Source organism: Microcoleus sp. Pol11C2 (assembly GCF_036701505.1).
Classification (GTDB): Bacteria; Cyanobacteriota; Cyanobacteriia; order Cyanobacteriales; family Microcoleaceae; genus Microcoleus.
In genome coordinates this window covers 1-11,979 of sequence record NZ_JAUBQX010000053.1, presented here as the reverse complement: position 1 = coordinate 11,979, position 11,979 = coordinate 1, and the positions used below count along the sequence as shown (strand labels likewise).

Below are 11,979 nucleotides of genomic sequence, written 5' to 3'. Positions count from 1 at the left end.
TGGCTCCGGGGCGGGTTCACGCTAATCTTTAATACCAACCAAAAATGCAGGTGAGTCCGCCCCGGAAGGCTATTATCAATCAATTTTCTGGGTCTTGAAGTCGTTTAACTAATTCATAAAACGGTTCCCAATTATCATCAATAGTTATGGGTTCCCAAACCGCCTCAATCGTCGGTCTCAACAGCGATTGTTCGGGATTGTGCCTCCGCAAACAGTCCGCCATTTTGTCCATATCATCCGCCGACAAACTTTGCAAAACGTGATAATAAAACTGCCGCCAAGGTGCTATCAAGTCCGCCGGTTCCGCCTCGTGAAAAATTAGACTAGCATCATCTCGCCAAGTGCGATCGAACTGTCTTCGCAGTTCAAAAAAGAAATCGTGATACTCAACTTGAGACTCCGCCAGCATTTTAATTGTCACCTTCAATAGCTCATCTCCCTCCGCCTCTGGCAAATCCTCAAATCCCAATCTCTTGAGCATCAACTGCCGATAAGCTGCATTATAATAATCGCCAAACTTTGCCAAAGCCGCATCCATATCAGCTTGAGGAATCGCCGCTGCTAGCGGTTCCTGGAGCTTGTCTAAATTGTCCCTACAAATCAACGGTTGATTGCCGTAACAATAAAGACCGGAATAGTCAAAATAAGCTGCTGTAAATTCCGGCTTGTAAGTTGGGATAAAAGCGAAAGGCCCGTAATCGAAACTTTCTCCAGTAATTGACATATTATCAGTATTCAGCACAGCGTGGCAAAATCCTGCCGCCATCCACTGAGCGACTAATTCAGCTACTCGCTGAACTAAATCTGCATAAAATAGCGCATATTTTTCGGCAGGCGAAACAGCCGAATTACTTGCTTCTAAATGCAGTTCTGGATAGTAATATTCAATAACAAAATCTAAAAGTTTTTTAGTTAAATCCGGCCTGCGGATATAGTACAATCTTTCAAAAGTTCCAAACCGGATGTGAGAATGACTGAAACGCACCATTACGGACGATCGCGTCGGAGATGGTTCGTCGCCTCGCCACAAAGCGTCGCCAGTTTCAACTAAACTAAAACAGCGAGATGTCCGAACTCCCAATCGGTGCAAAGCTTCGGCGGCTAAAACTTCGCGAATTCCCCCTTTTAGGGTGAGTCTACCGTCACCGCCCCGCGAGTAGGGAGTGCGGCCGGAACCTTTCGTGCCGAAGTCGTAAAGTCTGCCGTCGGTGCCGCGAACTTGGCCGTATAAGAAGCCTCTACCGTCACCTAAATTGGGGTTATATGCGTTGAATTGATAGCCGTGATAGCGAAGTGCGAGAAAGGGACGGACGCAGTGAAATTCGCCGAACGCTTCGATAAAATGTTGGTCGGTTACTTGTGCGGGGTCTAAACCCAATTTCGGCAATAATTTGTCATTGCGGAACCGGAGAATGTGCTGCGGAAAATCCGCAGCAGGGACTTCATCAAAATAGTCGCCACCGAGAGATTCGATGGCGGGTTCGTAGTTGAGGGAAAGTAAGGGATTTGACATTTTTCTATTTTATCTTAAAATTGGCGATCGCTCCAAATTATATACGGGTAAGGTGGGGACTGCATTGGTGTCCACAATTCCCTCAGACCCTTTGTATCCCTCATTTATAGCCGAGTTCGATACCCCTCGCATCCTAGCATTTCTGTTTCATTTTAAAATTTTTTCATAGCTCAAGTTTGAGCATGAAATATTAGTGTCTTCCTCGCAGGCTAAAAATTTTTACTGTCAATTTTAGTGATAGTTAAGTTAACGGTTTTCCTTGCTAAAAATCGGGTTAAATGCTTCATTATTTTATATTAGTTGGATTCAGCAACTAATATATAAATCCTCAATCATTTGTTAATTTATCACTCCCTCCCCTTACCAAGGGGAGGGTTAAGGTAAAAAAATTACAACTTCTGCAAGGATTGCTATATACCTTTTCCCTATTTAAAATTCGTCAACACCCCGTAAATTGCCCAAATTGCCATCGCCCGCAAATAGTGACTTGCCCGAAAAGTTCCCCCCGCCGTAATCGCTTCCGGCGTGCGAAACTGCAACCCATTTTCATAAATCTGCTTCACCACCGCATCGGTCAATTTAAACGCTTTATCCTCCATCCCCATCTGTACCAAAAAAGCGGCTAACCCAAAATTAATCCCCGTCCAAACTTCCAAAGGATGAGTCGCATTCGGATTTTCCGGCGAACCATTCAGCATCACCCCATTCGCCGCACCAAACTCGCCATCGTTGAACTTCACAAAGCAAGATTCATACACAGTTTTTAAAGCACTGACTGCACATTCTGGCGGCACAATATCCGGTAATCCTAACAGTTTCGCATAAAATTGACCGCACAGTTGGTCAGCCATCACTACTTCGGAATTACTCTCGCTGTCCAAACGGTAATATTGACCGTTCCACAGCTTTTCTTGATAGCTCGGTCTTGCTTGTAGCAGCCAACTGTGATATAATGCAATCTTTGCTTGAGGGTTAGGAATTATCTCCGGTGCTGCATCTTCCAAGATTTCGCCGATCGCGATCGCAGCCTCCAGCGCCGCCAACCACAAACCCCCGCAATACGCACTTATCCCCCGCATTTGCCAGTCATCAAACGTCTGATCCGGTGCTCCCGAATTCTCAGGAATTCCGTCCCCATCCTCATCAAAAGTTTTCAGATAAGCCAAAGCCTCAACAATTGCCGGCCAACAGTCTTGCAAAAAGTCACAATCTGTGCCGCCAGTCAATAGGAAATCCCGATAAACCTGCAACACAAAATCGCAAGGCAAATCCTTCCACAAATTGCAATCTTGATAGCTAGTATAATTCGTTTTCTCCCAAGGATGTTCGTTAGGAGCACCCAAATCGTGCGGCGTCGCCCCGACAGCTTTTCTAATAGCCGAAGCTTGATTCCAGCCAATAATTCTCGGCGTATCGTCTCCGGCTGAAATTGCCCTAGCAAACGCTAAAACTACTGACTTTTCTAAATCCGGCCACAGCATCAACAAAGCAAAAGAACCGTAAAGCCGCACATCCAAACTTTCGTACCAGCGGTAATCAATGCACTCCAAAACCGCGAATTGACCCTTTGGATCGCGTTCGTCAGCCGCACTCCAAAGAGTACCGCCGTCGGTCAGGGCGTATAACTCGTTAAACAAAGCCATTTTAAAACTGTCTGACAAATCTTTCCGTTCTAAAATCGGTTTTTGCCAAGCTTCAATATTTTCGCGCCAAGTATCGGAATGCTTCATTGCAGTGCGAATAATCGGCCAAGCATTTTTGCCGTTGCGACCGAAGAAATCCGTATAGCGGCGGTAGTACCAAACTCCCGATGCAAACTCAGTAACGGGCAAATCCCAAGCTATAATAAAGGGGATTTTGCGAGTTTTTCCCGGTCGAATAGTAAAGCGAACTGCGATCGCACAAGCCAACTGTTCTCCTGCGGCTGCAGCTGTCTCGTCTCTGTCATCCAACAAGAAACCTTCAGCAGAAAAGTTGCGCCAAATATCATCACCGTTCCCCGCCGGGTTCCAACGAGTTTGATAGAATACTTCTACCGCCGGATTAGTAATAGTTGCGATCGCCCATTGTCCATCCCCCTCTTGCGGTTCGTCCTCAGCCGTCAACCGCGTCATCACGCAGCCTATCCGGTGAAAATCTTCCACCAACAAATTCAAATTTCCTGCACTTTCTCCCCACCGGGGTTGATAGTCATAAAATGGACTACCATCATCTCGAACCATCACTTTCGGCGACTTATTGGCATTAGTAAACCAACCAACAATATTCTCCCAACTCAGCATGATGCTGAGAGTAATCGGCGCATCTGTAGGATTGTGCGCTACCCATTCAAACATGGCAACTGGGTAACTGCTTTCCTGATAATTGTTCGGCAAAATTGGCGAAAATTGCTCGCAGCTTAATTGAGCATGAAACACATTTTCATACACAAACCAACTGCGCGGATACAAAGCATGATAAGTCCCAGAAGTTGACTCTTCCCTTCTTCCTTCTTCCTTCTTCCTTCTTCCTTCTTTTGGATACCATTTCCAACTAGATAAACTGCCATCGGTAGGCGGTTCCGTGGACAGTGCAAAAGCTTGTTTGTTGCCTTGAGTTTCTTCAAAAACGCTGAACTGACAAGCGGGCAAACTGCGAAAAATGTGCTCGCCGCCGTCAATGTGCCAGAGGTTGAAGTCGCCACGGGACGATCGCCCGATGCAGCCGGCACCGAACCCGCCCAGAGGCATTCCGTGCCAGGGCCCGTCGTCGAGATTGCTTGCGTAGCGGACTGTATAGGGATTCTCCCAACCCAGGCCGATGGGACGTTTCCAGGTGTGGGGAGGGATGTTTGGAGTAGATGTGCGATCGTTATTCATGTCAATTAATTTTAGATTTTAGATTATCGATATAGGAATGTTTCCAAGCTTAGGAGTTTTTGGGCAGTGTAAGCAATTATAAATCAATAAATTTTTGCTTAATTTTCATTACTGTAGTTTAGCATTTATGAGATTCTTCGATACGCTTAGAATGACAGATTTGCCCGGAAATGTGTAAGTCTTTTACCTCAAAAAACTCATTAAGACTGAGTCTTATAGTCGTGGACGCACGCGCGATCGGAAACCGGGATTTTTTCAAAATACTTCGTTACAGCCCGCAAAAACCGCAAAAAACCGGGTTTTAAAGGTTTTTATGCGTCCAGGACTATCCTGAAAACTTTATTCCTTCGCCTCAGCAAATCCCAAATCACAACCTTTCCCCGCGTGAACCAGAGCCAACTTTTCGTAACGCTTAGCGTGTTCCACCAACTCGGCCACTTCTTCCTCAGAGACATCCCGCAGGCGTTTGGCAGGCACTCCCGCAACTAGCGTGTGAGGGGGAACGTCCTTGGTGACAACCGCCCCTGCACCGACGATAGAGCCTCTGCCCACCCTCACTCCGTCCAGGACGATCGCCCCAATCCCGATCAGGCAGCCCCGTTCAATGTAAGCTGAGTGAATCACGGCTCGGTGTCCGACTGTCACGAAATCTTCCAAAACAGTCGGTTTCCCCGGATCGCCGTGCAGGATTGCTCCATCTTGGATATTGGTACTTGAGCCGATCGCAATTCGCTCTATATCCGCCCGCACCACCGCCCCGTACCAGATACTAGCGCCCGCAGCCACCTCTACCCTGCCGATGACAACCGCGCCTTCAGCGACAAAAGCCGCTTGAGACAGATCAGGCCTGGGCCAATAGGAAGGAAGTGCAGGCAGAGGTTCGTTGAGATTGCTCATTAGTTAGTCGCTCGTTATACTTCTAGCAGATTAGCTGGTTGTTGATACGGGATATAATAAAAGTATTTGGGACTTTTGCAGAGAAAATATGCTGGGACGCAAATAAATGATTGAAGTTGCCTTGCAATACCCGATGTTTGGCCCGGAAATTCAGTGTCCCCACTGTCGCCAAACAATTCCGGCTCTAACGCTAACGGATACCTATTTGTGTCCGCGTCACGGGGCATTTGAGGCAGATCCAAAAACGGGGGAACTGGTTCACCTTCAGTCTGGGCGGCACTGGCGCCGCTGGGAGAATGAATGGTATCGCCAGCACACGCACCCGGACGGGATTCGGTTTGAAATTCACGAAGCGCTCGATCGACTTTATACTCAAGGCTATCGAGCAACTCGCGTGATCGTTGCCCAACGCTATCGGGACTTAATCAGCGCTTATTTGGAACGCAGCACGCCTTGGCGAGGCCAGTCAGAATCGCCGCGGCCGAGACTGTACGGTTTGCCTGTGGATTTTAGCCCGGAGCCTCAAGAAGACCCTTGTTGGGAAGTGATTAATTTTGATTTGGAAAAAGAGCCGGGAGTTCCGATTAGATATCCCTACTTTCGGTTGTTTGAATAAGTTAAGCAAGAAGGAAGGGGGAAGAGGGAAGAAGGCTCTCTTGCTTTCGCGCTAAAGATGCGACCGTTTTTAATTCCGAATTCCGAATTTACCCTCTAAAACCTAAAATCCAAAGCCGGAATTCCTGCTTCCCCTCTAAAATCTAAAATCTAAAATCTAAAATCTAAAATCGAATGCACCACGCCTCGATTCGCACTGCTAACATTCACCGGGCGATCGCCTTTTATGAACAGTTGGGATTTACTGTCAGCGATCGCTTTACCACAGGTTACACCCTAGCCTGTTGGATGGAAGGTCTCAACGGACGCATCGAACTAATTCAAATCCCGGAACCAAAACCCGCACCGGATGCTTTCGGAGACGAGCATTATGTTGGATATTATCATTTATCTTTCGATTTAACTGAGGCGACAACTGACTTGCCTAGCTGGTTGCAGTCTCTGAAAGAACGGTTTGAGGAAGCTGCTAAAGACCAACCAAACCAGTTTCAGGCTTTAAAAGTTTTGTTAGAACCGACTCAACAGGCGATCGGGCAAAATGTTTACGAAGTAGCTTTTATTGCCGATACAGACGGTTTGCCCTTAGAGTTTATCCGCCGCATGAATGACTAATTAAGTCAGAAATCCCCTATTCAGAAATCCCATCTGCGTGCATCTATGTTCATCTGCTGATATCTGCGGTTAGAAAATCCCCATCCCACTAATTTGCTTTAATCAGGAGATCAATTAACTAATAACTTAAGTAGAAGGAAGACGAAATAATGCTCATAGCTCTAACTTTTTAAGCATCTGTATCTTACGTTTCCTCACGTAAATTTACTTAATACCCCCTAACAATAAGCATAAAAACAAAACCCGCTGGCGCGGGCTTCATCTTCATCCTTATGGTTAATAAATTAAGGTTTCAACTACTTACTTTTTAGGAACAAGAACCTCATTAGCGGCCACGGGACGCGCCGAGGAAGCGGTAGTTTTCAAAAGTGCGATCGCCTGCGCGTAGCAAGGATCATCCTTAGTCGCAACCAACATCGGTTTGTTAGCTAATTTCAGCTTTTGTTCGTCGGTGACTTCGACTTTAACATCGGGAGTAACCCCCTTTTGGCTGATATCCGTACCGTTGGGAGTATAGTAGTGAGCGATCGTCACCGCCAATCCCGAACCGTCAGCCAAAGAATGCACCGACTGCACCAAAGCTTTGCCAAAAGTTTGCCCGCCCATCACAGTTGCGCGCTTATTATCCTTCAGAGCACCGGCCAAAATCTCACTGGCGCTGGCCGAGTTGTCGTCCACGAGCACCACCAAAGGCTTGTCAGTGAGCGCAGTGCGATTTGCCTTCATTTCCTGAGAATCGCCCGCGCGATCGACTGTGCGGACGATCGCCCCTGTATCCATCCACATCCGAGCGATATCAATGCTCACTCGCAGCAACCCGCCCGGATTGCCCCGCAAATCTAAAACAAAAGCGTCAGCTTTCTGATCCGAGAGCTTTTTAATCGCCACCTGCATTTGTTCGCCCGCGTGGGAGCTAAACTCTTGCAAACGGATGTAACCGACATTCTGCCCGCCTTCATTCTTGAGGCTGTAGCGAACCGCAGCTACCTCAATTCTCGCCCTAGTCAGAGTGATGTCAAACTCGCTTTTGCCCTCACGAGCAATCCGCAGCGTGACTTTTGTGCCTTCGTCGCCCCGAATTATCTGAGCCGCATCCGAGACAGTCATGCCTTTGGTAGTTTTGCCGTCTATCACCAAAATCCTATCGCCCGCTAGAATCCCTGCCTTCAGGGCCGGGGAATTTTCCATCGGCTCGACTACGGTAATCACTTTCGTTTTCTCGTCTTCTTCGAGCCTCATCCCCACCCCTGTCAGTTCCCCAGAGGTTTGATTCGTCAGCGCTTCGTACTGCTTCGGGTCCATGAAGCGCGTGTACTGATCGTTTAATTTCTCTAGGGCTTTGCGGAGAGCGGTGTAAGCAGCTTCGCGAGAGGTATAGTTTTTGCTCAACAGTTCTTGGCGGGTCAATTGCCAGTCAGTCTTGTTAAAGCTGCCATCAACATACTCTCGGTTGACAATTTGCCAAGCTTCGTCTAAGACAGCTTTGGGGCTATCTTGAAGCTCGGCGCGGACTGATTGACTCAGCCCGGGAACGAGCAAAGATATCGAAGCGGTTGTTGCCATCGCCCCACTGAACAGGGCTGCCTGTAATTTAGAAAAGCGTTTGCGGGCTTGATTCATTGAATTTGGCTCAATTCGATTTTAGATTTTTGATTTGAGATTTTATATTGCTAAAAAATCTCACACTACTACTTAAACTATTGTGTGGAGGCTCCACCATCCCTTTGGACAGTTTAACGAGATTGATAGTCGATCGCCAACCAATTATTACTCTGTTTCAATAAACTTAATTTAAAACTTGGATTTGAAAGTGCCGTGGAAGCTAAAATCGAACAATTTTCGCGTAAGTGGTTGAGCCTGCTCGTTAATGGAGCTATCGGTCTAGCAGCGCTGGCCGGGGTCGTCGCCATCCAGTCTAGCGGCCAGTTGGGCGGAATGTCCCCAGTTCGCGTTCAGGGGCAAAAGCCACTCTCTGCAACGTCTGCTGCCAGTTTCAAGCAAACCGCACAGCAAGAAGCGCAGCAAGAAGCCCTGCGGCTGAGAATGCTCAAAACTATCCCTAGTTTTGGGTTTGACAATTTAATTGCAGATTGGACATTTCTCAAATTTTTGCAGTATTTTGGCGACGAGGAAGCGCGAGATGTAACGGGCTACAATCTCAGCCAAGATTATTTTGACATAGTTACGCAGCGCGACCCGCGGTGGGCTGACATCTACCTGTTTCTTTCCACAGCTATTTCTTTTTATCAAGGAAAGCCTGAAACCGCTGTTAACTTTATAGAGCGTGGTACTAGGGCCCTTGCCGTTTCGCCGCAACTTCATTCCCAATCGTGGATAGTTTGGCGAACTAAAGGTCTTGATGAGTTGCTGCTGTTGGGGGATATTCCAGAGTCAATTAACTCTCATGAAATGGCCGCTGAGTGGGTGGAAAAAAAACCGGAAGGGCAGAAATTGGCGCAGATGTTTGGAGCAACTGCTGAGTATTTGCGCCGAGATCCCGATAGCGTGCCGGTGCGGTTTACTGCTTGGAGTACAGTTTATGCTCAAACAACTGATAAGGTGGTGCGTCAAAGGGCGAAGCAAGCTCTTGTCAAGTTGGGAGCTCAGGTGCAAAAAGATAAGGATGGAAACGAAAGTTTTATTTTGCCACCTCGAAAATAGGTGATTATTGATTGTTGACTGTTAACGGTTGACTGTTGACGGTTGACTGTTGACTGTAATTCCCCAATCTAAAATCTAAAACCTAAAATCAGCTTGACTTAGTTCGCGCCATTCACCGGGTTTGAGACCTTCGAGACGCAAAGGCCCGATCGCACACCTGACTAGCCGCAGCGTCGGAAACCCTACTGCTGCGGTCATCCGGCGCACTTGGCGGTTGCGGCCTTCTGTGAGAGTCATTTCCAGCCAAGCTGTGGGCACGTTTTTGCGAAATCTAATCGGCGGTTCACGGGGCGGCAAAGGTGGTTCTTCTAACAATAATTGCACTTTTGCCGATCGAGTCCGATAATCTTGAATTGTGACACCTGTCTGCAAAGCAGCGATCGCACTTGCATCAGGAATTCGTTCCACTTGCACCCAGTAAGTGCGGGGATGAGCGAATTTTGGGTCACTGAGGCGGTGCTGAAGGGGCCCATCGTCGGTTAGCAGCAACAAACCTTCACTATCGCGATCGAGCCTTCCTACTGCATAAATGTTAGGAATAGGAATATAGTCTTTGAGAGTGCTGCGTTTAGTCTCGCTGGAGTTGTCAGTGAATTGAGTTAAAACATCGTAGGGTTTGTAAAATAGAATGTAACGATAAGGCATGACAATTAAACAATAAAAATGTACCAACAGTGCGAGATCAAACGATATAACACCCCAAACAAACCCCTTTCTCTCTCTCTTTTCTCCCTCCTCTGCGCCCTCTGCGCCCTCTGCGGTTCCTAAAAAAATAAATCTTGTTAACCAACGATTCAAACCTGGTATAAAATATTCAGCCTTTAAGAGCCTCGCAAATCTCAACTACCCAATTTTACCATGCCCGAAGCCACACACCGCGTTTGCATCGTCTTAGGAACACGCCCGGAAGCGATTAAACTAGCCCCAGTAATTCAACTGTTCAAAAGTTCGCCAACCTTTGACACCCAAGTAATTTTAACCGGTCAGCACCGAGAAATGGTCGAGCAAGTAATGCGAATGTTCGATCTAAAAGCCGATCGGGATTTAGCAATTATGCAGCACCAGCAAACCTTGACAGATATTACATCCCGGAGTTTGCAGGGTTTGGAAGCGTTGTTTAAAGAATTGCAGCCCGAAATCGTGTTAGTTCAGGGCGATACAACGACTGCGTTTGCTGCTACTTTGGCTGCATTTTACCAGAAAATACCAGTAGGTCACGTAGAAGCGGGATTGCGGACAGACGACGTGTTCAATCCTTACCCCGAAGAGGCTAACAGACGGTTGATATCTCAGCTCACACGGCTGCATTTTGCCCCGACAGAGCTGGCCCAAGAAAATTTAGGGCGATCGGGCGTTTTGGGAGGAATTCACCGTACAGGCAACACAGTAATCGATGCCTTGCTTTCTGTCGCCCAACGCGAACCCGAATGCAACATTCCTAACTTAGATTGGAGCAAATATCGCACTATCTTAGCAACAGTTCACCGTCGCGAAAATTGGGGAGAACCTTTAGCAGGAATTGCTCACGCATTTCTCCAAATTTTAGATAAGTTTCCCGATACAGCCTTGCTCTTACCTCTACATCGAAATCCCACAGTCAGAGAACCTTTGCACGCTCTTTTGGGCGACCATCCGAGAGTTTTTTTAACTGAACCTTTAGATTACGCAGAATTAGTAGGAGCGATTCAGAGATGTCATTTAATCCTCACAGATTCCGGTGGCTTGCAAGAGGAAGCACCTAGTTTGGGCAAGCCAGTTTTAGTATTACGAGAAACAACAGAAAGACCAGAAGCTATTTCCGCTGGTACTGCTAAACTGGTTGGTACTAATTCTGATATAATTACAGCAGCAGCGGTAGAGTTGCTCAGCAATTCCGAAGCATACAACGCAATGGCAATGGCAATTAATCCCTTTGGGGACGGTTTGGCGGCTTCGCGGATTTTGAAAATTGTTGAAGAGTATTTTAGTTAACTACTCCATAGCGAGTTGGGCGGTTGAAAGCGCAATTAAACAAACAAAGTCCCCGCAGAGGGGGACTAATTCCTGTTAAAAAAACTCAGTTTTGGCCTCCCTTCCCGAATTACCAATCCCCACCGCCACCCCCACTACTAGAATCGCTGCTACTACTGCTAGTGCTGTAGTCGCTACTGCTAGTGCTGTAGTCGCTACTGCTACTGCTGCTGTACTCGCCGCCACCGCAATAATCGCTACTGCTAATGCTGTAATCGCTACCTCCACCACCACCGTTGGAGTCGCCACCGACAAAGCTACCCCCGCAGTCGCTACTGCTAATGCTGTAGTCGCCACCGGCACCGCCACCGCTGGAGTCTCCACCGCCAAAGCTACCCCCGCAGTCGCTACTGCTAATGCTGTAGTCGCTGCTATTAGTGCTGTAGTAGCCACCGCAATCATCGCTACTACTGTTACTGCTGTAGTCGCTAGTGCTACTGTAATCAATGCTGTTACTGCTGTAGTCGCCACCACCACCGTAATAGTTGTGGCTGTTAATGCTGTAATTGCGATTGTTACTGCTGTAATTTGGACTGTTACTGCCGTGGTTACGATTGTTACTGCTGTAATTGCGCGGATAACGGCGGTGGCGGTAACGAGATATCCGAGAAAATAAGCTGCGAAATATCCTGAAGATAATGAAGCAAGGTATAAATGCTATGAATGCTATGAATAACAACCCAAGTAAGCCATAGATTAGATTCGATGAATCTTCACCTGGGGATGTACTATTGCTAATATAGCAATCCTAAATGATTTTCTATACCTAGAGCAATCCTAATTAATTTTATCCGTGCAATTATATTGATGTAT

General features: G+C 47.2%; 10 protein-coding genes. 5 read left to right on the top strand and 5 right to left on the bottom strand.

Annotated features, from left to right (window positions below; genetic code table 11):
* Positions 1-79: 79 nt before the first annotated feature.
* The 3 genes from QUA42_RS22880 to QUA42_RS22870 all read right to left on the bottom strand — a co-directional run bounded on the left by QUA42_RS22880 (position 80) and on the right by QUA42_RS22870 (position 5,268).
* Positions 80-1,513 carry a protein adenylyltransferase SelO family protein gene (locus tag QUA42_RS22880; RefSeq protein WP_333140336.1) on the bottom strand — a complete coding sequence of 478 codons (1,434 nt, stop codon included), beginning with the start codon at positions 1,511-1,513 and terminating at the stop codon, positions 80-82.
* Positions 1,514-1,938: 425 nt separating this feature from the next.
* Entirely contained in the window at positions 1,939-4,371 is a 2,433-nt protein-coding gene (locus tag QUA42_RS22875; RefSeq protein ID WP_333140334.1) for a GH116 family glycosyl hydrolase, read from the bottom strand.
* A gap of 339 nt (positions 4,372-4,710) precedes the next feature.
* Positions 4,711-5,268 (bottom strand): gamma carbonic anhydrase family protein, encoded by a 558-nt coding sequence (locus QUA42_RS22870; RefSeq protein WP_333140332.1) that lies wholly within the window; start codon positions 5,266-5,268, stop codon positions 4,711-4,713.
* Between the two features lie 106 nt (positions 5,269-5,374).
* Here QUA42_RS22870 and QUA42_RS22865 point away from each other — a divergent pair, with 106 nt between their 5' ends.
* Positions 5,375-5,884 carry a TIGR02652 family protein gene (locus QUA42_RS22865; protein ID WP_015175878.1) on the top strand — a complete coding sequence of 170 codons (510 nt, stop codon included), beginning with the start codon at positions 5,375-5,377 and terminating at the stop codon, positions 5,882-5,884.
* A 173-nt stretch (positions 5,885-6,057) separates the two neighbouring features.
* The gene (locus QUA42_RS22860) at positions 6,058-6,495 is read left to right on the top strand and encodes a VOC family protein (RefSeq protein WP_333140329.1); all 438 of its coding nucleotides are present in this window, start codon (positions 6,058-6,060) and stop codon (positions 6,493-6,495) included.
* A gap of 300 nt (positions 6,496-6,795) precedes the next feature.
* Here QUA42_RS22860 and ctpB read toward each other — a convergent pair whose 3' ends face one another.
* Entirely contained in the window at positions 6,796-8,115 is a 1,320-nt protein-coding gene (ctpB, locus tag QUA42_RS22855; RefSeq protein ID WP_333140327.1) for a carboxyl-terminal processing protease CtpB, read from the bottom strand.
* A gap of 195 nt (positions 8,116-8,310) precedes the next feature.
* On the opposite strand from ctpB, the gene QUA42_RS22850 reads away from it, so the two are divergent.
* A complete protein-coding gene (locus QUA42_RS22850; RefSeq protein ID WP_333140325.1) occupies positions 8,311-9,156 on the top strand; it encodes a hypothetical protein in 846 nt (281 codons plus the stop codon).
* A 75-nt stretch (positions 9,157-9,231) separates the two neighbouring features.
* Here the strand turns inward: QUA42_RS22850 and QUA42_RS22845 are convergent, their stop codons facing one another.
* The gene (locus QUA42_RS22845; RefSeq protein WP_333140323.1) at positions 9,232-9,801 is read right to left on the bottom strand and encodes a pseudouridine synthase; all 570 of its coding nucleotides are present in this window, start codon (positions 9,799-9,801) and stop codon (positions 9,232-9,234) included.
* Between the two features lie 213 nt (positions 9,802-10,014).
* On the opposite strand from QUA42_RS22845, the gene wecB reads away from it, so the two are divergent.
* Entirely contained in the window at positions 10,015-11,127 is a 1,113-nt protein-coding gene (gene wecB / locus QUA42_RS22840) for a non-hydrolyzing UDP-N-acetylglucosamine 2-epimerase (protein WP_333140321.1), read from the top strand.
* A gap of 91 nt (positions 11,128-11,218) precedes the next feature.
* Positions 11,219-11,782, top strand: a complete 564-nt coding sequence (locus QUA42_RS22835) for a hypothetical protein (RefSeq protein ID WP_333140320.1) — start codon at positions 11,219-11,221, stop codon at positions 11,780-11,782.
* Positions 11,783-11,979: the final 197 nt, after the last annotated feature.